At 68.8% G+C, this 20,472-nt stretch carries 18 protein-coding genes; 11 read left to right on the top strand and 7 right to left on the bottom strand.

Annotated features, from left to right (window positions below):
• The first annotated feature begins 82 nt into the window (after window positions 1-82).
• From RWQ91_RS10680 to RWQ91_RS10660, 6 genes are all read left to right on the top strand, one after another.
• Entirely contained in the window at window positions 83-571 is a 489-nt protein-coding gene (locus tag RWQ91_RS10680; RefSeq protein ID WP_314505812.1) for a hypothetical protein, read from the top strand.
• A gap of 209 nt (window positions 572-780) precedes the next feature.
• Entirely contained in the window at window positions 781-2,187 is a 1,407-nt protein-coding gene (locus RWQ91_RS10675) for a polysaccharide biosynthesis tyrosine autokinase (RefSeq protein ID WP_314505811.1), read from the top strand.
• A gap of 32 nt (window positions 2,188-2,219) precedes the next feature.
• The gene (locus tag RWQ91_RS10670; RefSeq protein ID WP_314505810.1) at window positions 2,220-4,004 is read left to right on the top strand and encodes a DUF4012 domain-containing protein; all 1,785 of its coding nucleotides are present in this window, start codon (window positions 2,220-2,222) and stop codon (window positions 4,002-4,004) included.
• A gap of 185 nt (window positions 4,005-4,189) precedes the next feature.
• On the top strand, window positions 4,190-4,756 hold the full coding sequence (locus tag RWQ91_RS10665; RefSeq protein WP_314505808.1) for a cell wall protein: 567 nt from the start codon (window positions 4,190-4,192) through the stop codon (window positions 4,754-4,756).
• A 193-nt stretch (window positions 4,757-4,949) separates the two neighbouring features.
• The gene (locus RWQ91_RS17195) at window positions 4,950-5,060 is read left to right on the top strand and encodes a zinc finger domain-containing protein (protein ID WP_399546285.1); all 111 of its coding nucleotides are present in this window, start codon (window positions 4,950-4,952) and stop codon (window positions 5,058-5,060) included.
• Entirely contained in the window at window positions 5,057-6,202 is a 1,146-nt protein-coding gene (locus tag RWQ91_RS10660) for a glycosyltransferase (protein WP_314505807.1), read from the top strand. The genes RWQ91_RS17195 and RWQ91_RS10660 overlap by 4 nt, the downstream gene beginning before the upstream one ends.
• A 12-nt stretch (window positions 6,203-6,214) precedes the next feature.
• Here the strand turns inward: RWQ91_RS10660 and RWQ91_RS10655 are convergent, their stop codons facing one another.
• Window positions 6,215-6,907 carry an endonuclease/exonuclease/phosphatase family protein gene (locus RWQ91_RS10655; RefSeq protein WP_314505806.1) on the bottom strand — a complete coding sequence of 231 codons (693 nt, stop codon included), beginning with the start codon at window positions 6,905-6,907 and terminating at the stop codon, window positions 6,215-6,217.
• 158 nt (window positions 6,908-7,065) lie between these two features.
• Here RWQ91_RS10655 and RWQ91_RS10650 point away from each other — a divergent pair, with 158 nt between their 5' ends.
• The 3 genes from RWQ91_RS10650 (at window position 7,066) to RWQ91_RS10640 (ending at window position 9,719) form a co-directional block, all read left to right on the top strand.
• Complete coding sequence (locus RWQ91_RS10650) at window positions 7,066-8,415, top strand: DUF222 domain-containing protein (protein WP_314505804.1); 1,350 nt, start codon at window positions 7,066-7,068, stop codon at window positions 8,413-8,415.
• A gap of 147 nt (window positions 8,416-8,562) precedes the next feature.
• Window positions 8,563-9,276, top strand: coding sequence for a signal peptidase I (gene lepB / locus RWQ91_RS10645; protein ID WP_314505802.1), 714 nt, complete (start codon window positions 8,563-8,565; stop codon window positions 9,274-9,276).
• Between the two features lie 62 nt (window positions 9,277-9,338).
• The gene (locus tag RWQ91_RS10640; protein WP_314505800.1) at window positions 9,339-9,719 is read left to right on the top strand and encodes a hypothetical protein; all 381 of its coding nucleotides are present in this window, start codon (window positions 9,339-9,341) and stop codon (window positions 9,717-9,719) included.
• 7 nt (window positions 9,720-9,726) lie between these two features.
• Here RWQ91_RS10640 and RWQ91_RS10635 read toward each other — a convergent pair whose 3' ends face one another.
• From RWQ91_RS10635 to RWQ91_RS10625, 3 genes are read right to left on the bottom strand one after another with little or no spacing between them, the layout of a single operon-like run.
• Window positions 9,727-10,260, bottom strand: a complete 534-nt coding sequence (locus RWQ91_RS10635) for an ElyC/SanA/YdcF family protein (protein ID WP_314505798.1) — start codon at window positions 10,258-10,260, stop codon at window positions 9,727-9,729.
• A complete protein-coding gene (locus RWQ91_RS10630; RefSeq protein WP_314505796.1) occupies window positions 10,257-11,249 on the bottom strand; it encodes a tRNA pseudouridine synthase A in 993 nt (330 codons plus the stop codon). Before RWQ91_RS10630 ends, RWQ91_RS10635 begins: the two co-directional genes overlap by 4 nt.
• Before the next feature lie 32 nt (window positions 11,250-11,281).
• Window positions 11,282-12,694, bottom strand: a complete 1,413-nt coding sequence (locus tag RWQ91_RS10625) for an ABC transporter ATP-binding protein (protein ID WP_314505795.1) — start codon at window positions 12,692-12,694, stop codon at window positions 11,282-11,284.
• A 194-nt stretch (window positions 12,695-12,888) separates the two neighbouring features.
• On the opposite strand from RWQ91_RS10625, the gene RWQ91_RS10620 reads away from it, so the two are divergent.
• The gene (locus RWQ91_RS10620; protein ID WP_314505792.1) at window positions 12,889-14,076 is read left to right on the top strand and encodes a glycosyltransferase; all 1,188 of its coding nucleotides are present in this window, start codon (window positions 12,889-12,891) and stop codon (window positions 14,074-14,076) included.
• Here RWQ91_RS10620 and RWQ91_RS10615 read toward each other — a convergent pair.
• The 3 genes from RWQ91_RS10615 to RWQ91_RS10605 form a co-directional block, all read right to left on the bottom strand.
• Window positions 14,073-14,588 carry a VanZ family protein gene (locus RWQ91_RS10615; protein WP_314505790.1) on the bottom strand — a complete coding sequence of 172 codons (516 nt, stop codon included), beginning with the start codon at window positions 14,586-14,588 and terminating at the stop codon, window positions 14,073-14,075. The genes RWQ91_RS10620 and RWQ91_RS10615 overlap by 4 nt on opposite strands.
• Window positions 14,589-14,649: 61 nt before the next feature.
• On the bottom strand, window positions 14,650-16,080 hold the full coding sequence (locus RWQ91_RS10610) for a mechanosensitive ion channel domain-containing protein (protein ID WP_314505788.1): 1,431 nt from the start codon (window positions 16,078-16,080) through the stop codon (window positions 14,650-14,652).
• A 2-nt stretch (window positions 16,081-16,082) separates the two neighbouring features.
• Window positions 16,083-18,272: an adenylate/guanylate cyclase domain-containing protein gene (locus RWQ91_RS10605; RefSeq protein WP_314505786.1), complete on the bottom strand. Its 2,190-nt coding sequence runs from the start codon at window positions 18,270-18,272 to the stop codon at window positions 16,083-16,085.
• Between the two features lie 163 nt (window positions 18,273-18,435).
• Here RWQ91_RS10605 and RWQ91_RS10600 point away from each other — a divergent pair, with 163 nt between their 5' ends.
• Window positions 18,436-20,469 carry an acyltransferase family protein gene (locus RWQ91_RS10600; protein WP_314505784.1) on the top strand — a complete coding sequence of 678 codons (2,034 nt, stop codon included), beginning with the start codon at window positions 18,436-18,438 and terminating at the stop codon, window positions 20,467-20,469.
• Window positions 20,470-20,472: the final 3 nt, after the last annotated feature.

The raw sequence follows: 20,472 nt of genomic DNA, 5'->3' as shown, positions 1-20,472 counted from the left end.
TTCTGCCTGGATGCGAGCCATAGTCCGGGATCCTGTTCCACATTCCATCATTTCTCGCACCGCTTGCCTCGGGGAGACCACCATGACTGATATCACGAACAACATCCCGCCCTCACCGTCGGAGTATCGCGGCCCGAGCCGGCGTCAAGTCATCAAGACGGCGGCTTGGGCAGCACCAGTCATTGCGCTGGCAACCGCTGCACCAGCATCTGCCGCGCAGTCCAGCCTTGCTGTGATCATCTCCGTTGTGAAGGTTGCCGAGGTTTATGACAAGGGAAAGACCACCTGGACCTACAAGGTCACGGTCGAGAACCCCGCGCAGAACAAGTCCTCCGCGACGCCGCAAATTTCACTCTCAGTGAGCGGTGGCGCCGTTGCGTCCCAGACACCGGCGAGCCCCACAAACGTCTTCCAGCCCACCGTGGCTCAAGGCGCCACGGACTCCAGCGGTACCGTCCTGACGATCTCGGTCTCGGGGGCGAAGACTGTCACGGTGAACCCCACTGTGGTCTTCGTCGGCGAGCAGTTCCCTTCCACTCTCAACGGCCTCACGCTCACCTCAAAGGCCTAAGGCGCGATCAACGTCCGGCCAGATGACCACGCCACCCGCGTCTGCGGGTGGCGTGGTCATCATCTCGTCGAAGTCCGCCGTTCTTGGCATCGCTTTGCGTCGAGCTGCCACTGCCCGTGAGAGCGCCTTGGCGCGTCGTCGAGATCGTACGACACGAGGCCGAAACAGTTGCCGAGTAGCCTTCAATTCACTCACTAGGGAGGGCCAGGATGGAACTGCGCGACTATTTGCGTGTCTTGCGTGCGCATTGGCTCGGCATACTTGTCCTCACTTTTCTTGGCGTTGCAGCCGCTTGGGGCTGGAGCGCTATCCAACCGCGCGTCTACACGGCCACCACGAGCGGGATCGTCAACGCCGTGACGGAAGCATCAGACAGCGGGTCGCGTCTCGTCGGAAACCAGCTCTCCCAATCCGTTGTCAAGTCGTACCTTGACATCGGATCGTGGAGATCGGTAGCCGAATCCGTCATCGATGATCTCGGCCTTCGGACAACGCCCGAAGCCTTGGTGGCGAGGGTTGACGTGACGAACCCGCTCGATACCGTGGTCATCCGCGTTTCGGCCGAGGCACCGTCCCCGCAAGATGCTCGAGACCTCGCTGAGGCGTGGGTTCGCGGTATGGTCAACGAGATCGAAGACCTCGAGACGAACGGCTCAACGACCCAGGCGGCCGTGTCACTGATCCCCGGTGACTCCGCTCGCCTGCCCACGTCTCCCTCGTCACCGAATACACGCCTGAACCTTCTGCTCGGTGGCCTCATCGGCCTCGCGCTCGGCATTGGCTACGCGGTGACCCGCCACGTGCTCGACCTGCGGGTGCGCAGCCCGCGCGACATCGAGCGCGAAACAGGAGTCTCGGTCGTCGGGACTCTGCCCGAGTCGAAAGAGCTCACGAACGCGCGCAAGGTGCTGACTTTCTCGGGTCGGAGCGATTCGCATTCGGCTGTGGCGGAAGCCACGCGCGAGCTGCGCACCAACCTGCGCTTCATCGACATCGATAACCCGCCGCGCGCGATCGTGGTCACCAGTCCGATCCCGGGCGACGGCAAGTCAACGATCGCCGCCAACCTCGCGGTGAGCATTGCCGCCGCGGGAGAAAACGTCGTTCTCATCGACGCCGACCTTCGCCGGCCCATGGTTGCCTCGCTCTTCGATCTGCCCGAGGGTGCGGGGCTCACCGATGTGCTGACCGATCGGGCCGAAATCTCCGACGTCGCGCACACCGTTGGGCACGAAGGCAATCTGGTCGTGATCTCGGCAGGGCGCATCCCGCCGAACCCGAGCGAGGTTCTCGGATCGCTGAAGATGCGCGAGCTGATCCAGACACTCGCGCAGCACGCGTTCGTTGTGATCGACTCTCCCCCGCTGCTTCCGGTGACTGATGCCGCGGTGCTGGCGACCAACGCGGATGGCGCTATCGTCGTGGTCTCTGCCGGCAAGACGACGTACGACATGCTGCACAAGGCGCTCGGCAACCTTGAGAAGGCACGTGCACGACCGCTGGGCGTGGTACTGAACAAGGTACCCAAGAGCGGTGCAGGCGCGGCCTACTACGGCTACCAGTACCAGGGCGAGTACAAGCCGCGCGAGGCTCCGGCTGAGGCAGACGCGCGATAGGGCGCTTTGACCAGGCCCGTAGGGTTGATGAAATGACGGCATCCCCCCTGCCTCGGCCTGCCCGCGTCGCCGGCGTCCTCATCGCGGTCGTCGTGGGCTTGGGCTTGGCCGTCTCCGTCTTCGCATTGGGCTGGATCGGTGTTCGCGGAGCCATCGCGGCTGATCATCTGCGCAGCGCCCAGGATTCTGCTGGCCAGGTCGTCGCGAACATCGGCGATCCGACTGTCGCCGCGGCAGCGATCGCCGCGGTCAGCGACGACGTCTCCGCCGCGCATGCTCTCACCAGCGATCCCATCTGGCGTGCACTCGAGACGACACCGTGGCTCGGGGCGCAGCTGGTGGCGGTGGCGACCGTCGCGTCCGCGGCCGACAGCGTCGCCACGGATGCGCTCACTCCGCTTGCCGATGTGGCGGCGACGCTCAGCCCGGCATCGTTCAAGCCCACCGACGGACGCGTCGACGTCTCAGCCTTCATCGCGATGCAATCCGCAGCCACCACCGCTGCCACGGCGATGGCCACCGCCGACGATTCGCTCGATCGCATCCCCACGTCGGCTCTGGTCGGTCCGCTGCGCGACGTCATCACCCAGGTGACCGACCAGTTCGCGGCAGCTCAAACAGGTACGCAGTCGCTCGAGAACGCATCCCGCCTGGTGCCGGCGATGCTCGGCGCAGAGGGGCCGCGCGACTACCTGGTGCTCTTCCAGAACAACGCCGAATGGCGGTCGCTGGGCGGTATCAACGGTGCGATGGTGCTGATCCACACCGACGGCGGAGCACTGCAGCTGGCCACGACCGACGCGGGCAGCGCATTCCCGGGGAGTGACACCTCGGTGGTACCGCTCTCCGATGAAGTCACCGCGATATACGGACAGCGGCCCGGCCAGTGGATGCAGAACGTGACGCAGGTGCCGGACTTCGCCGTCTCCGCACAGCTGGCGCGCCGGCAGTGGGCACTGAAACACGGAACGGAGGTTGACGGTGTGCTCGCCCTCGACCCGATCGCGCTCTCGTACATCCTTGCTGCGACGGGCCCGGTCACGCTTCCGAGCGGCGATGTGCTGACCTCCGAGAACGCCGTCGCGCTGCTGCTCAACGACGTCTACCTGCGCTACCCCGACACTGCCGATCAGGACGCCTTCTTCGCGGAAGCCACCGGCGCCATCTTCGGCGCTCTCACCAGCGGACCGGTCGACCCGAGTGGTCTGCTGACTGCACTCGCCAAGGCCGGCGATCAGAATCGCCTCATGATCTGGAGCGCCCACGACGAGGATCAGGAACTCCTCGCCAACACCTCGCTGGCCGGCGGGCTGCCCCGCACCGACTCGGAGGTGTCCACATTCGGCGTCTTTGTCAACGACGGCACCGGTTCGAAGATGGACTTCTACCAGTCGGTGGACGCGCAGGTGCTGTGGGAGAGTTGCACGCTCGATTCGCGGGATCTCGCACAGGGCATCGCCGACCTCAACGTCACGGTCGCCAACAATGCGCCTGCCGACGCGGCAAATCTGCCCGACTATGTGACCGCGGCCGGCTGGTACGGGGTTCCGCCCGGCTCGACACGAACCGTCGGATACATATATCTGCCCGAAGGTTTCGAACTGACCAATGCAACTCTTTCGAACGGCTCGGGCTTCAGCGGGGGAATGCACGACGGACGAAGAGTTTTGAGTTTCGATGTCGTTCTCGCGCCGGGCGAATCGGTCGTGGCAAGCGTTGCCGCGTCGCCCACGTCACCGACCGGAGCGACCCTCGTCGCACAGGTGACCCCGACAGTTAACGCGAATGTAACGAGGCCGATTAGCGCTTGCCTGTGAGTTTCCCTACACTCAAGGTAGGGCATCGCAGCTCGGATCCATTGTTCCGAACTGACGATGCTTTTTCGCGCATTAAAACAAGCAGCACCTCGCACCAAAGAGCACTTCCTCGTTTTACCGCTCTCGCACAAAGCACGGTCCCCATGCAGTATTCACGCCTCACGGCCTCACGAAAGAGTTCGACCATGAAGCACTCGATCCGCCTTGCAGCGGTCGCCGCTCTCGTCGCGGCCTCCGCAATTGCGCTGCCCGCGGCAGCGCAAGCCGCTCCTCCCATCTATCCGCCGTCCAACGCGTGCAGCGTTGTGCCGACGGTCATCACTCCCGGTGCGACCGTGACGTTCAACTGCGTCAACGGCTCGTTCACCCCCGGAGAGTTCGTCTCGGTCACGGTCGAGGGAAACACGAACGCCTCCGTCGGATTCATCAAGTTCGCCGTCACGTCTTCGGGCAGCACCACGGCGACCTCCGGCGGCGGAATCTCCGTGCCGATCACGTTCCCGAGCGACGCTTCGGGCAACTACAACATCGCTGCGGTCTCCGAGACCTCCGCGGGTGGCACGAGCACCGTCTCAGTCTCCGCTTCGGGCTCCGGCTCGGGCAGCGGATCCGGAAGCCTGCCGGCGACCGGTGTCGACAGCAGCTCTCTCCTCGGCCTGTGGGTCGGCGGCGGGGCGCTCGTCCTCGCGGGAGGTGCGGTCGCCCTCACGGCAGCCGCGCGTCGCAACCGCAAGGAGCACGCGGGCGTCTAGTCTGCGACACCCCGTTCCAGCGAAGAACCCCCGGCCCATGCGGTCGGGGGTTCTTCGCGTTTTGAGCCAAGTTCCGTTGCGTGAGGCGTTGGTTGCGGCATCCGCCAGATCAGCGCAAGACAAGCGCAAGGTTTTCCACCGGTTTTGTCAAGGCGGCCTGCGACGGCCCTCGCGAAGGTAGCGTTGCGAGTGCGTGGTCAGCAGCTGTGGGGGTTGCCGGCAAGTGCTCGTGAACCCGAAGCTCACGAGGAATGCAGTGAGCGTGCGTTGCGCGCGAGTGCCGACCTGGGGGTCAAGGAAATGACCGGTTTTGCTGTCACGGGAACGACCGCGCGCACGGCTCGCGCGACGACGCCCGGACTGATCGTCCACGAGTGGGTCGAGCGCTGGGGCGGGGCCGAACGCGTGCTCGACGCCATGATGGACGCGTTCCCCGAGGCGGGCGTGCGTGTGCTGTGGGACGATACCCCCGTGCTCGATGGACGCGAAGTCACCGAGTCGTGGATCGCCCGCACTCCCCTGCGCAACAACAAGGCGCTCGCCCTGCCGGCGATGCTGCCGACCTGGCGCGTGCCGAGTCCCGGATCACCCGAATGGATGCTGGTGAGCTCGCACCTGTTCGCCCACCATGTGAAGGCCCGACCCGGAACACGCAAGTACGTCTACGCGCACACTCCGGCTCGCTACATCTGGGAGCCTGAACGCGACCACCGCGGCGATTCCGCGTGGGCGCGGGCGGCCAGCACCATCCTCAAGCCCATCGACCGCCGACGTGCCGCCGAGGCCACGTCTATCGCCGTGAACAGCCGCTTCACCGGCGAGCGGGTCACGCGCGCCTGGGAGCAGCCCTCGCAGGTGATCTACCCCCCGGTCGACACAAAGCGGCTCGTGGCGACGGACGACTGGAGCCCGTTCCTGACCGACGACGAGCAGCGTCAGCTCGACGCGCTGCCCGCGCACTTCCTGCTCGGCGCGTCGCGCATGGTCGACTACAAGCGCCTCGACCGCGTCATCCAGATCGGCGCTCAGGTGAAGGTTCCCGTCGTCATCGCCGGGACCGGGCCCAGCCACGTCGCGCTGCGCTCATGGGCGGCGGCATCCGGAGCCGAAGTGACGTTCATCATCGCGCCGTCCGACGCGATGCTCTACGCCCTGTACCGCCGCGCCCTCGTGTACGTCTTCCCGGCGGTCGAGGACTTCGGCATCATGCCCGTCGAGGCGATGGCGTGCGGAACGCCCATCCTTGCGAGTTCGGTGGGCGGTGTGCCGGAGACCGTCGAAGCGGTCGGCGGCGGAGTCACGTGCGAGATCGAGCGCTGGAACGACTGGGACGAGCTGATCCATCAGGCGACATCGTTGGATGCCGCGGCCTTCCGCGAGCGCACCCAGATGTTCTCGCGCGCCCGGTTCATCGCCGAACTGCACGACTGGGTCGGGTCGGAGTAAGGCCCGGGCGGCTCAGGCCGCGTTGGCCTTCGCCTTCGCCGTCAGGGTCGCAGTCACCAGGATCGGCAGGTGATCGCTGCGGCCCTGCGGCAGCGTGCGCACCTTGTCGATCGTCATGCCGACCGAGGTCGCGAAGTCGTAGTGCCCGCGGAAGAACCGGTAGCGCGTGTAGGTGCGCGCATCACTGAGGTTGAGCTCGTAGCCGTGCTCGCGCACCTTCTGGCCCAGGTTCTCTTTGAACACCGGATAGTTGTAGTCCCCGACCATGAGCACCGGCAGCCCGGCGCCGAGCTGGCCGAGTTCGGTGAGCGCGGTGCGGATCTGGTGGCGCCGCAGCGAGTTCAGCGCCGTCAGCGGGGCCGCGTGGAACGACGCGACGATGAGGTCGCGGTTCTCGTCGATGTCGTGGAGCTTGACCCCCAGCATCCGTTCCTCTGCGGGTTTGAGCACGCGATCGTGCATCGACTTCTTCAGCGCCATCGAGCGCACCTCGAGCAGGCGGAACGTGTTCTCGCGGTAGTAGACGGCCAGGCCCAGCCGGTTGCGCGAGGTGGCCTCCGCGAGACGCAGATCGCCGATGGATGCCGGCATGTCGGCCGTGTCGCACTCCTGCAAGCACAGCACGTCGGGGTGGTGCCGCTGGACCAGGGCGCTGAGCTCGGTGGCCGCGCGGTGCTTGCGCAGGTTATAGGAGATGACTCTCATGAGGTCACCAGCCTAGAACCGTCGCGTTTCGCGCGGGCGTCTTTCCGCGCATCGCTGGTGAACCTCCCAGGCAAGCCGCGTGTTGATGGCGCGCCAATTTGTCCACAGCTATCGTACATATATACGAGAGTGTCGGAGGCCCTCGGTACTCTGTTCTCATGACCAGAACCCTCGATCTGCTCCCAGGGGAGGTCGAGGCCGTGCGCGCCACCTGGTCGAGTCCGGATGCCGCGTCGCTCAGTGACAGCGAGCTGGTTGCCGTGAACGAACGGTATTGCCGCATGCGGCGCATGCTCGATGCCGACCAGGCGCAGCTCGCCGCAGAGATCGCGCGGCGGTCCAGGCCCGAGCTCGGGCCCGAGAGTTTGGCCAAGACGCAGGGCTTCCGCAATCCGACCGCGCTCATCGCCGCGACCGGGGGCACCTCGACCGTTGACGCGGCGCGCTTGGTGAGAGTGGGCGAGGCGACCGCGCCCCGGCAGCTGTTGTCGGGTGAGAAGGCTCCAGCGCGGCATCCCCATGTCGCTGCGGCATTGGTCCGGGCGACGCTCACGACCGCTGCCGCGGGAGCGATCATCACGATGCTCGATCGGGTCGCTCTGCGCGCTGGTCTCGAGCCGATCGACGCCGCCGAGCGGACGCTGGCAGAGCAGGCACCGGGCCTGTCGATGGACCAGCTGTCGCGACTGCTCGTGCGCGCCGAGGCGTGGCTCGACCCCGATGGCGTCGCCCCGCGCGAAGACGAGAAGCGCGGGCTCGAGCAGTTCATCATGCGCGAGGTCAACGGAATGTTCGAGTTCACCGGGCGACTCACCCCCGAGCACGGCGCGCCGGTGAAGGTCGCGATCGAGGCGATCGTGTCCGACCAGATGCGGGCGACGCGCGATGCCGCACGAGACGGCACGGCCGACCCCGATGCCCCGCGCCGATCGGTGGTGCAGATGCAGGCCGACGCGCTCGTTCGGCTCTGCGAGCACGCCCTCGGGTGCACTGAGACCGACCTGCCCCTGAAGGGAGCGACCGTCGTCGTGCGCATCGACCACGCCGACCTCGTGGGCGGCTCCGGCTACGCGACCATCGACGGTGTCACGGCGCCGGTGTCGGTCGCCACCGCCCGTCGCATGGCGGCCGGCGGCGAGATCCTCTCGTGCGTACTCGGTGGAGACTCGCAGGTGCTCGACTGGGGCCGAACGAGACGGCTCTTCACCCGCGCTCAGCGCCTGGCCCTGGTGGAACGCGACGGCGGGTGCGCGATGTGCGGGGCTCCGCCCGGACACGTCAAGGTGCATCACATCCGATGGTGGGCACGGGATGCCGGACCCACCGACCTGCAGAACGGGGTGCTCCTGTGCGAGTCGTGTCACCACCGCATCCATGACAACGGGTGGGAGATCCGGATCGAGGGTGTCGGGATGAAGGCTCGGGTCTGGTTCATTCCACCGCTGCATGTCGACCCTGTGGGGACTCCCCGGCTCGGTGGGCGCGCGCGGTACGACTTCGCCGCGTGAGGTGGGCCGGCGTGCGGCAGCGGTGCTCGCGCGACCTATGATCGGCGATTGTCCGAGTGGTGGTTGCCACGCCGTGATCGGGGAGTGTCCGAGCGGTGGTTGCCACGCCGTGATCGAGGCCGTGCTCCCGACCGGTACCGTGAGCATGTGACCGACACCGCGACCGACGCCCCGCCGCGCAAGCCGTGGTGGCGGCGGGTGATCGGCAGCGTGTGGTTCCAGGTGGCGGCGGCGTTCGTCGTGACCGGGCTGATCCTGAGCTTCGTCGCCAAGCCCTACTGGGTGCCCTCCGGCTCGATGGAGACCACACTGCAGCCCGGCGACCGCGTCATGGTCAACCGTCTCGCGTACATCGGCGCCTCCCCCGGCACCGGCGACATCATCGTCTTCGATGCCGGCGACACGTGGGACCTCGGTGTCTCGACCGACGAGAACCCAATCAAGTCCGTGCTGCGGTGGATCGGCGAGGTCACCGGCTTCGGCCCGTCGAGCGCGCACACGCTGATCAAGCGCGTCATCGGCACTCCCGGGCAGACCGTCGAATGCTGCACCGACGACGGCAAGCTCACGATCGACGGTCAGCCTCTGGATGAGCCGTACGTCACGAACGACTTCCCCTTCGAGCCGGGGCAGCTCGACTGCGAGTCCGACACGCCATCGGTGCGCTGCTTCGACGCGGTGACCGTGCCCGACGACTCGTACCTGATGCTCGGCGACAACCGCGCGAACTCGTCGGACTCCGCCGCGTACTGCCGCGGCGGCGCTCCACCCGAGGACTGCTGGCGCTGGGCGACCGGACCCGACGTCGTCGGCAAGGCGTTCGTGCTGTTCTGGCCGATCACCCGCTGGAGCGGCCTGTAGGCCGATGTACCAAATCGCCTCCTGCGTCCTCTCTATAGAGAGGCACGGCGACAGGAGACGCGATGACCACCCAGCTGAACCACACTCGAGCGGCGCAGACGCCGGCGACCGAGGATCACCAGCGCACGCTGACGGATGCCGTCGCCGCCGCGCACCTCGCCCATCGGCGCACCGAGCACGAGCTGCGGCGCAGCGAACTGCGGCGCGACCAGACCGCCCGCGCACTCGAGCTGAACCTGGGCGCGCTCACGGAGATGGAGCGCGACCGGCTTCGCTTCGCGTACGCGGATGCTGCGGCATCCGTCGCCGTTCACCGCGAGGCGTTCGAGCGTGCCGTCGAGCTCGAGCATGCGGCAGAGGTGCTCGCCCGCGCCTTCGACCCGGGCGAGAGTGTTCTCGTTCCGCGCGCGGCGGAGCCCGCCCGCCTGCACCTCGTGGGGTAGCCCACACTCACGGGCAGGGCTGGAACAGCGCCTTCACGAATGCGGCCGACTGGTACACGTACTGCGACGTCCAGGCTTCCAGTGTCTCGGGACGCTCGGCGGCGATCACCGAGACCTCGCCGGGATAGCACTTGGCGAACAGGTAGCGCGTGCGCATCACGTGCGGCGCCGTCGTGACCACGATCAGCGAGGGAGGGTCCGCCCCCTCGGACAGCTGCTTCATCAGCAGCACCTCGCCGCGGGTGGTAGACGGGTCGGCCACGGCGCAGGTGACACCCGTCTCCTGGCAGATCGCCAGGTCGCCGGCGGTCTGCCCGCCCGACGCCTGCACCGAGACGACGATGCGGTCGGCGAGGCCGTCGTCGCGCAGCTGCTCAGCCAGGTCGAGCCTCGCCTGCATCGGCGGGCCGAGAACCATCACGACATCGCTGTGCTCCACGGTGTCCGTCGGAGGGAAAACGTACAGCGGCAGCCCGACGAGCACGATGAGCCAGAACCCGGCCAGCACCGTGAGCAGACCGCTCCAGGCGCCGAGTCTCACTCGCGGTCGCGCCTGTTCCGGGTCTGCTCGGCACGCGCGGCGAGCAGTGCGTTGTCTGGGTATCCGACCTCGGTGAGGGTCAGCCCCCGGGCGGCGAGTACGGTGAATTCGTTCGTGCGCTCGAGCTCGTCGCGGATCACGGCCAAGTGCGCCGCGGTGAGCCTGCCCTGCCCCACAGCGACGCACGCGCCGACGAGCGCCCGCACCATGCTGTGGCAGAACGCGTCCGCCTTCACGTTTGCGACGAGAACGCCCGCGGCATCGCGGTGCCAGTCGAACTCCAGCAGCGTGCGGATCGTCGTGCCCTCTTCGCGCGGCTTGCAGTAGGCCGCGAAGTCGTGCAGTCCGACGAGCGACCTCGCTGCGGCATCCATCGCCCCCGCGTCGAGCTGCGCGCGCACGGTGGTGGTGCGGTGCCGCTCGAGCGGGTTGTATCCGGTGACCGCGTCGGCGACGCGGTACTCGTACCGCCGCCACACCGCGGAGAACCGCGCGTCGAAGCCCTCGGGCGCGAGCGACGAGCGGTGGGCGGCGACGTCCGAATACGCGCCCACGACACCGCGGATGCGGGCCGCGAGCCGTGCCGCGGCCGCTTCGACCGCCATCGACGGCCCTTCTGCCATGACCGCGGAATCAGCTGCTGGTGCCTCCGCGCGCATAACTCCTGCAATCTGTTCGGCGCCCGCCTCGACACGCCGCTCACGGCCGCCGTCCGCCCCCGAAGTGAAGGAGTTATGCGCGGACGACGGTCCGCGCCCCGCCCCGGAGAACAGGCGCGCGACCTGTCCCTCGTCCAGATCGAGGTGGGCGACCTGCCCGGAGGCGTGGACGCCGGCATCCGTCCGCCCGGCGACCACCAGGCGCGGCTGCCCCCCGAGGATCCGCCCGAGCGCACCCTCGATCGTGCCCTGCACTGTGCGCAGCCCGGGCTGGAGCGCCCACCCGCGGAAGTGCGTGCCGTCGTAGGCGAGATCGAGCCGGATGCGCACCTGGCCAGTGTAGTTCCGGCCCCGGCCCGCGCTCAGGCCGGCTCAGCCCCGCTCACCGATTCCGCGACGTGGGCCGGCTCGCCGACGAGCCGCGCCTCGACCAGCCGCGACTCAACGAGGTCCGCGACGAAGGACTGCACCTGCGACGGCACCTCGGCCGCGGCATCCATCCCCGCCACCTCGATCGTCCGGGCGACGAGCTGCGTGAGGGTCACCGACTCCTCCAGCCACTCCCAGATGAGCGCGGCCGATCCCGTCAGTGCAGCCGGCTGGGCGAGCTTCTCGTCGGGCTCCGGCGTGAGGGGCAGCACCACGATCCGGTCGCCGCTGTCGACCCATGCCACATCTTCCCGCCGCGCGAGCAGCGGTTCGTCCGAGACGAGCAGCCCGGCATCCAGCAGCTGTCCGACCGCGACGAGCACCGCGGCGCCCGCGTCGAAGCCTTCCGGCTCGCCGTACTCGCCGGTCGCGGCCTCGGTCAGCTGGGGCAGCCCCGCCCCCTCCGAGGCGCGCCACACCGCCGGCGCGATCCCGCCGAGCAGGGTTACGTGTCCCTGTCCATGCTCGCGGATCGTGAGGAGGGCGATGCGGTCGGGGTCATCGACAGCGGCTTCGTCGGCGACCTCGACGCGCGAGAACCGAGGGCCTTCCGGCGCGGCGGGGACCACGACGTGCGCCGGCCGGGGATGCACGACGATCGGCGCCGCCGGCCGCATGAGCGAAGCGATCACCGGCGGGAGTGTGGCCGCCTCGCGGTACCGCACCGTCCGGATGCCGCCGGTGGCGGTCGCGAGCGCGGTGATGAAGCGCAGGGCCGCCGGCTGGTTGTGCAGGAAACTGGTCTGGGAGATCAGGTCTTCCAGCGCATCTCCGACATCGGTCTGCTCGATGACCGGATCTTCGGGACCGTCCGGGTCGCGATCGAGCAGCACGACAGCCGCGACGCGCAGCTCAGCATCGGGCACGGGCTGCAGACCGAGCGCGGAGGGCGGCAGCTGGGTCTTCGGCGCCGCCGGATCTTCGATCACCGAGAGCGGTTTGCGGTAGGGCCAGACCCGTCCGTCGTCGTCGATCGCGATCGTCTCGTCCGAGACGTAGCCGTACACAGCGCCGAGGGCGCGCGAGGCCGTGGTCTTGCCGCGACCCGAAGGGCCGACGAGGACGACCACCTGACCCTCGGGGCTTGCGACACCGGCGGCGTGCAGCATCCACGCCCGCCCGCGCGCTGCTTCGATCGCGGCGAGGGTCACCTGCTGCGAGAGGCTCGAGAGCATATGCACGCGCGCCGAGCCGTACGGCGTCACCGTGTCGACCGGCTCGGCATCGGCATCCGCCAGCGCGTCAGCCCACGCCTCCCGAACCGCCGCTTCGTCACCCTCGTCGAGCTGGCTCACATCGATCGCGATGCAGGAGCCGACGGCGTCGACGAGAAGCGTGGTGGGCACATCGGAAGCTTACGCGGCACGTGTTGCGGCGCGATGACACGCAGACGACCACCTCCGGAGTCAATACCCCTGGACTGAACTACCCAAGAGTCGCCGCACACGGTAGCCTTGCCCGAAGTGCGCCCGGTCCTGGGGGAGCGGCGCATCTGTCGAGCAGCATCCGTCGTGGCATCCGAAGCCGCGTGTGGGGATGGATGTGCGCCCGTCTGGGACGGAGTTGTGTCATCACCGCTTTCATCGAATCACCAGCGCGTTCGCATCCCGCGGCCGGCGCGGCTTCCGGGCTGATCATCCACGAGTGGGTCGAACGCTGGGGCGGCGCGGAGCGCGTGCTCGAGGCCATGATGCAGGCCTTTCCGCAGGCCGACGTGCGTGTGCTGTGGAGCGAAGCAGACGAGCTCCTGGGCCGCCCGGTCACCGAGTCCTGGATCTCCCGCACTCCCCTGCGCCACCACAAGCCGCTCGCGCTGCCGGCGATGCTGCCGACATGGCGGATGCCGCTCGGCTCGGATCCCGACTGGGTTCTGGTCAGCTCGCACCTGTTCGCCCACCACGTGCGCACACCGCGGCGGACGAAGAAGTTCGTCTACGCGCACACCCCGGCGCGCTACATCTGGGAGCCCGAGCGCGACGAGCGTGGCAACCACCCGCTCGTGAAGGCCGCCAGCACGGTGCTGAAGCCGATCGACCGGCGCCGCGCCGCCGAGGCCACCTCGATCGCCGTGAACAGCGAGTTCACCGGCGAGCGCGTGCGCAAGGCCTGGCACCAGCCCTCGACCGTGATCTACCCGCCCGTCGCGACCGAGACGCTGACGGCGACCGAGGACTGGCGCACACCGCTCGCCGATTCCGAGCAGCGCCTGCTGGACGCGCTCAAGCGGCCGTACCTGCTCGGCGCCTCGCGGTTCGTGATGTACAAGCGGCTCGAGCGCGTGATCGACGCCGGCGTCGAGACCGGCCTGCCGGTCGTGATCGCCGGCAACGGCCCGGGCGAGATGGAACTGCGGGCGTACGCGGCCGAGCGCAACGCCGATGTGACGTTCGTGATCGCGCCGTCGGACGACCTCATCCGCGCGCTCTACTCCAACGCGATCGCCTACATCTTCCCGGCTGTCGAGGACTTCGGCATCATGCCGGTCGAGGCGATGGCGTGCGGCACACCCGTGATCGGCAGCAGCATCGGCGGCGTCCACGAGAGCGTGAGCCTCGTCGGTGGCGGAGTGACGGCCGACCTCGAGCACGACACCGACTGGCACGATCTGCTGCAGCAGGCCACCGCGCTGGATCCGGCCGAGTTCCGCCCGCGGACCCTCGCGTTCTCGCGCAGCCGGTTCATCGGCCAGCTGCAGGACTGGGTGATCTCGGGTCTCGACGCCTGCTAGCCCCGGGGCGGCACCGGCGGCGGAGGCCCGATTCCGAGCTGTGCCCAGGCCTCGGCATCCGCATCTGGACTCCACCCCTGCACCGGCACGCGCCCGCGCAGCGACTCCGCCGCCGCGACGATCAGCAGGCCGATGCACGCCCCCGCGGTGTTCGCGATGATGTCGAGCACGCTGGGCGTGCGCTTGTCCAGCAGCAGCGCCTGCGAGCATTCGATCGCCACGGTCACCACGAGCGCGATCGGCAGAATCAGATAGCGCTTGCGCAGGATCAGCATGAGCAGCACCCCGAGCGGCACGAACAGCACGATGTTCGCCGCGAACTCGATGCGCGCATACGTCAGCACCGGCACGAGGTTCGTCACCCGGCGCAGAAAACCGCCCGCCCCCGCGTCGACCGGAACCGGCCACAGCGCGACCATGGCCAGGCTGATGCCGTACAGCGTCAGCACGACGCGCGCGACCGCGCGGGCGGCGGTGCCGGGGTAGCGCTCACCGGAATCGGCAGAGTTCATGCGGGCCTCTCACTCGGGCGCCGCGTCGCTGGTGCGCGTTGGGGGCGAGTTTACCGGAGGTTCACCCGAACACATTGCGGCCCGGAGCGAGGTGCTCGCCGACCGCGTCGAGGGCACTGCGCGCGAGACGCACGCGGTTCTCGCTCTCGCGTACGATCTCGCGAGCGAGCACGGGGTGGGCGCGTACGACGTCGTCGAGCAGGTGCACCGGGATCGCGACGACCTCGAGCTCGGTGAGCGCGATCGAGCGCGAGATCGTCTGGGTGCGGGTGAGGGCGGTCAGGCCCACCGCATCGTGCCGCCCCAGCTCGGTCACCTGAACGAAGCCGGCATCGGTCGGGATGCCGAGCAGCACGCGTCCGGACAGGATGAAGCGTGTGGCCGTCGGGATCATCCCGGGACGCAGAATCACTTCGCCCTGGCAGTACCGTTCGAGCCGCGCCGAGACGGCGAGCGCATCCGCTTCGGCGTTGTGCAGACTCAGGATCGGCGCGATCTGGTGCAGTGCGTCCTGCAGTCGGCTCGCGGTGTTCCAGTCGTCGGTGAGGTCGCCGTCCAGGTGCAGGTCGACCCGGCGGGCGGCGTACCAGAGCCGCGTGGCGAAGGCGTCGAGCACGGCGGCGGCATCGCCCGGCGACTGCAGCGGGATGGAGATCCCGTAGGTCGCGCCGTCCATGGTGGTCGCGGTCGCATCGCGGTCGGGTGAGACGAGCGGGATGTCGCGGGCCACGTCGACCAGCAGCGCGCGCACGCGGGCCGGCGGGTCGTCGGTCGCGAAGGTGAACTCCCCCTGCGCCGCATGCGGCTCGGGTGTGCGCGACAGGTTCGTGAACGAGCCCTCGGCCAGTTCGGCGGTCGGCATGACGAGGATGCCGTTGCCGGTGTCCAGGTGCACCGCACGCCAGTTGACCTCGACGATCTGGCCGCGGGCCGATCCGGTGTCGAGCCAGTCGCCGATCTGGAACGGCGCCTCGAAGATGAGGAACAGGCCCGACACGATCGATCCGACCGCGTTCTGCAGCGCGAGCCCCACGATGATCGACGTGATGCCCAGGGCCGCGAAGACACCGGCGACATCGGCATCCCACACCCACCAGAACAGCAGGGCGATGCCGACGACGATGAACACGAACCGGATCAGGTCGCTGAAGATCGAGGGGAACCTGTCCCGCCACGAGCCCTTCTCGCCGCGGTGGAAGACGAGGTGGTTGATCGCGTTGATCGTCACGACGATCACGAGCAGCCCGAAGATCGTCCAGATGACCTTGGGCCACGTGCCCTCGCCCTCCCACGCGCCGGGCTGGCTGAGCAGCACGAGCACGCCGGCGACCGGCACGAGGTAGTTGCGCACCATCAGCACGATCGGTGCCGCCCGGCTGCCGCGGCGCGCCATCGCGTTGTGCATCTCGGTCAGCCCGATCAGCACGAGCGGCAGCCCAACCGAGACGATCACGGCCGGCCAGAACCACGGCTGGGAGACGATGTCGGCCATGCTCAGCTGACCTCAGGGACCGATACAGCCGTCTCGATCCGCCAGACCCGCTGCGTGCCGCTCTGGGTCGAAACGTCACCGGCGGGGGAGATCGAGACGGTGTCGGGGATGCGGTCCGCCACGCGCTGCGTGATGTAGATGCCCGGCTCGTCGGAATCGCCCTGCACGCGGAACGCCAGGTTCACGGCATCCCCCCACATGTCGTAGACGATCCGCGCGCGGCCGATGAGCCCGCTCGTGACCTGACCCGAATCCAGCCCGGCCCGCAAGTCGAGCTTCACGCCCTGCTGGGCGGAGTAGCGCTCGAGGATCGTGTCGAGCTCGATCGCGAACTCCACCGCCCGGCGGGCGTTGTCCACGCGCGGGGTGCCCAGTCCGCAGCTGGCGAGGTAGCTCTGCCGCGTAGTGCGGACGCGCTCGACGCCGAACCGCTCGGCGGCCTCGTCGAACGTGCGGATGAGGTCGTTGAGCTTCGCGACCGCCTCTTCGGAGGTCATCGACAGCGCCATCTCCTCGAAGCCGACGATGTCGGCGAAGATCACCGTGACGTCCTCGTTCTCCTGCGTGATCGCCTCGTCGCCGTGCTTGTAGCGGTCGGCCATGCCCTCGGGCATGAACGAGAGGATGAGCCGCTCGTTGGTCTTCTCCTGCTCCTCGATCAGGGTGGATTTCACCTGGAGGCTGCGACTCATGTCGTTGAAGGCGATCGCGACATCGGCCAGTTCGTCGGAGGATCCGGCATCCACCTGCACCCCCTCCTCGCCGGCGGCGATGCGGCGCGCGGCGTTCTTCAGGCGCCGCAGCGGCCGGACGAACACCTGCGCGAGCACGAGCGAGAGCAGGCACACGAAGATGATCATCGCGGCCGTGGACAGGATCAGGTTGCGGGTGAAGTCCTCGACCGGCACGAGCGCCTCGGCGGAGGCCTCCTGCGCGACGATGACCCAGTTCAGCCCGCCGACGTTCAGCGGGGCGAACGCGGTGAGGCTGTCGCGGCCGAGGTAGCTGCGCTCGAGCATCGTGCCGCTGTCGCCCGCGAGGGCGGAGGTCACCGCCGCGCCGCTCACGACCTGCTGCAGCAGCGTGTTGCCGTTCTGCACGCTGAGATCGGCGGCGTTCGGCGACAGTCCGGCCGAGACCGCGGCCTGCGCATAGCCGTCCGGGTCGTCGACGAGCTGGCGCGAGATCGAGCGCATATAGCCGTCGCGGCCGACGAGGTAGGTCTCCCCCGTCGTGCCGAGCCCGTTGATCTGCCATTCGCGGTCGGCGGTCATGACCTCGTTGATGCGGTCGATCGGCAGCTCGATCGCAAGCGCCCCGACGACGTCGCCGTCCACCGCGATCGGCGTGACCGCCCATCCGGCGGGGTTGCCCAGGCTCGGGCTGTACGCGGCGAAGTCGGCGAGCACCACCTCGCCCAGGATGTTGCGGCTCATCGACTCGCGGTACGCCTCGGCCAGATTCGAGAGCCGGTATGGTCCGTCGATCAGGTTCGTGCCGAGGTCGACGCCCTTGAACGCGCTGTAGACGACATCGCCGTCGGTGTCGATCAGCAGCACGTCTTCGAAGTCCTGCAGCTGCGTCATCGCGCGGAAGTAGTCGTGGTACTTGGCATGCGCCGCCGACCACGCGCTGCCGTCGCCCGCGTCGTCGGAGAGGATCGCCTCCTCCCACGAGTCATAGGGGATCACGTACTCGGCCTGCAGGTACCTGGCGGCGGCGCCCTTGGGCGCGAAGGTCGCGCCCTCGACGTCCTCACCCGTCGCCGCGGACAGATCGGCCGCGAAGGTGTCGCGATAGTAGGCGGCGAGCGCAGCCGATTGCGCGGCATCCAACGGCTGCTGGTCGAGCTCGTCGAACCCTTCCGTGAAGGCGACGGCGGCCTGCTTGCTCGTCTCGTTCATCGCGCCCAGGCGCACGGCGTTCTCGATCGTCGTGAACAGCTGCGTCACCTCCCGCGCCCGGTTCTCGCGGATCTCGACGAGCTTCTCGTACGCGATCGAACGCAGCGCCTCGGTGCCGTTGAGGTAGCCGATGATGCCGACGACGATGCTCGACAGGACGCTGACCGACAGCAGCATGATGAGCAGGATGCTGTAGATCGACAGGCCCGCCCGGCGGCGGACGCGAGGCGTGCCGACCCATTCCGGGGGCGCGCCGGATGCCGCGACCGGCGTGTCGGCACCTGCCATGTGCGCTCCTCGATGCGGCGAGACATCCCCCAACAGAACCTCGGCTCCTGCGGGGTGCCAAGGGTGGCCCAAGACTAGCGCCGCCCGTTCTCGAAGGGATAGAGCGGCGAACCGGTCGTTCTGATACCGATGCTTAGACTGGACGCTGCCTTTCATGGATGTGATGACCGTCGAACCCCCCGCCAAGACCCCGGCCCGCTATGCGGGTCTGGACGGCATGCGCGCGATCGCGGTCGCGCTCGTCGTGATCTACCACCTGTTCCCCGGCTCCGCCGTGCAGGGCGGCTTCATCGGCGTGGACGTCTTCTTCGTCATCAGCGGGTTCCTGATCACGACCCTGCTGCTGCGCGAGACCGCCACGACCGGACGCATCGCCCTCGGCGCCTTCTGGCAGCGGCGCGCGCGCCGGCTGCTGCCCGCCCTTGCCGCCGTCGTCACGGTGTGCGCCACCGCCGCGTGGTTCGTGGGCGGTGACGTGCTCGTGCGGCTCGGCGAGCAGGTGCTGGGTGCGGCGACCTTCAGCTACAACTGGATCTCGATCGCCGGCGGCGGCGGGTACTTCTCGGCGGCGACACCCGAGCTGTTCCGCAACTTCTGGTCGCTCGCGGTGGAGGAGCAGTTCTACGTCGTGTGGCCGCTGCTGCTGCCGCTGTTCCTGCTGCTCCCCCGCGCGTGGGGCCGGGCGGCCGCGACGCTGGCTCTGGCGCTGGCTTCCGCGGCCTGGATGGGAGCGCTCGTGTCCGCCGGCGGCGATGTGACCTGCGCGTATTTCGGTACTGACACCCACGCCTTCGGCATCCTGCTCGGCATCGCGCTGGCGTTCGTGCTCGAGTCGGTGCTGGGTCGGGCGGCGGTGCCGTCGCGGCGGGTGAGCCTGCTGACGGTTTCGGTCGGCGCGGCCGCACTGACAGGCCTGGCGCTGCTCGCGCTCGTGCCGCCGAGTGCGACCCTGGTCACCTTTCCGGGAGCGGTGCTCGCGGCGAGCGTGTGCAGTGCCGCCGCGATCGTGGCGGGCGTCTGGCCCGGCTCGGCCTTCGGTCCGGCGCTGGACGCGGCGCCGCTGCGCTGGGTCGGCGATCGCTCGTACGGCATCTACCTCTGGCACTGGCCTCTGCTCGTGCTGCTGGCGGCCGGCATTGCAGGCACGGGGCCGGATGCCGGCGTGCCGGTTCCCGTGGGCGCGCTGGCGCTCGTGCTCACGCTCGTGGCGGCGGAGCTGTCGTATCGGCTCCTGGAGACGCCGGTGCGCCGATACGGCTTCCGCGGGTCGGCGGTCCGGGTCGGCCGGCGCCTCGCCGGCTCGCCCGCCGTGCGGGTGCGGGCGCTGACCGCCGTCGTGGCAACGGTGCTGCTGCTCGGCGGAACCTCCGGGGCGATCGCGGCGGCGCCGGACGTGTCGTCGGGTCAGGCCGCCGTGCTGGCGGGGATGGATGCCGTGCGCCAGGCGACGGGGGCCTCTGCCGCGTCGGGGGGTTCGTCCGCTTCGGCTGCGGCGACGCCGGAGCCCGAGCCCTCCGCGACGCCGGACGTGCCGATGCCGGCGCCGACCCCCGTCGCGGGCACCGATGTCTCGGCGATCGGAGACTCGGTCATGCTCGCCTCCGCGCCGGCGCTGCTCGAGAAGCTGCCGGGAATCCAGGTGGATGCCGAGGTGTCGCGGTCCACGCACGCCGGTCCCGGCATCCTGCAGAATCTCGCGTCGAGCGGCCAGCTGCGGCCGTACGTCGTGATCGCGCTGGGAACCAACGGAGCGCTGAGCGCCGATGCGATGGAGCAGATGGCGCAGATCGCCGGGCCGGACCGCAGCCTGGTGCTCGTGGATGCGTTCGCGCCGCGCGACTGGATTCCCGGAGTCAACGCCGACCTCGCGGCCTTCGCGGACGCGCACCCCGGCGTCGTTGTCGCGCACTGGTCGGATGCGATCGCCGGACACATCGACCTCCTGGCGGGCGACCAGATCCACCCGGGCGCGGCGGCGGCCGCATCTACGCGGACGTGGTCGCCGCCGGTGTCGCCGCCGCCGAGCGGGAGCGCGCGTACGCGCAGTACGACCGGGAGCTGCGCGCCTTCCGGCGCCTGCACCACTCCGAGCTGCGGGTCGCCGAGTAGCCGCCCGGATCAGCGCGAGATCACCCCGTGTTCGCCAGATCACCCGCCGCCTGCGTGTACAGCGGGTGGACTCGCGAACAGCGGGTGATCT

This window comes from uncultured Microbacterium sp. (genome assembly GCF_963524805.1).
GTDB lineage: Bacteria > Actinomycetota > Actinomycetes > Actinomycetales > Microbacteriaceae > Microbacterium.
This window is presented reverse-complemented; position numbering and strand designations above follow the sequence as displayed.

What these genes read in the sequence shown, in the direction of transcription:
- RWQ91_RS10615 (WP_314505790.1), bottom strand. Translation starts at nt 14,588, where the DNA reads ATGAACTCTGCCGATTCCGGTGAGCGCTACCCCGGCACCGCCGCCCGC.
- RWQ91_RS10660 (WP_314505807.1), top strand. Translation starts at nt 5,057, where the DNA reads ATGACCGGTTTTGCTGTCACGGGAACGACCGCGCGCACGGCTCGCGCG.
- RWQ91_RS10620 (WP_314505792.1), top strand. Translation starts at nt 12,889, where the DNA reads ATGTGCGCCCGTCTGGGACGGAGTTGTGTCATCACCGCTTTCATCGAA.
- RWQ91_RS10675 (WP_314505811.1), top strand. Translation starts at nt 781, where the DNA reads ATGGAACTGCGCGACTATTTGCGTGTCTTGCGTGCGCATTGGCTCGGC.
- RWQ91_RS10605 (WP_314505786.1), bottom strand. Translation starts at nt 18,272, where the DNA reads ATGGCAGGTGCCGACACGCCGGTCGCGGCATCCGGCGCGCCCCCGGAA.
- RWQ91_RS10640 (WP_314505800.1), top strand. Translation starts at nt 9,339, where the DNA reads ATGACCACCCAGCTGAACCACACTCGAGCGGCGCAGACGCCGGCGACC.
- RWQ91_RS10680 (WP_314505812.1), top strand. Translation starts at nt 83, where the DNA reads ATGACTGATATCACGAACAACATCCCGCCCTCACCGTCGGAGTATCGC.
- RWQ91_RS10665 (WP_314505808.1), top strand. Translation starts at nt 4,190, where the DNA reads ATGAAGCACTCGATCCGCCTTGCAGCGGTCGCCGCTCTCGTCGCGGCC.
- RWQ91_RS10610 (WP_314505788.1), bottom strand. Translation starts at nt 16,080, where the DNA reads ATGGCCGACATCGTCTCCCAGCCGTGGTTCTGGCCGGCCGTGATCGTC.
- RWQ91_RS10600 (WP_314505784.1), top strand. Translation starts at nt 18,436, where the DNA reads ATGACCGTCGAACCCCCCGCCAAGACCCCGGCCCGCTATGCGGGTCTG.
- RWQ91_RS10670 (WP_314505810.1), top strand. Translation starts at nt 2,220, where the DNA reads ATGACGGCATCCCCCCTGCCTCGGCCTGCCCGCGTCGCCGGCGTCCTC.
- RWQ91_RS10650 (WP_314505804.1), top strand. Translation starts at nt 7,066, where the DNA reads ATGACCAGAACCCTCGATCTGCTCCCAGGGGAGGTCGAGGCCGTGCGC.
- RWQ91_RS10655 (WP_314505806.1), bottom strand. Translation starts at nt 6,907, where the DNA reads ATGAGAGTCATCTCCTATAACCTGCGCAAGCACCGCGCGGCCACCGAG.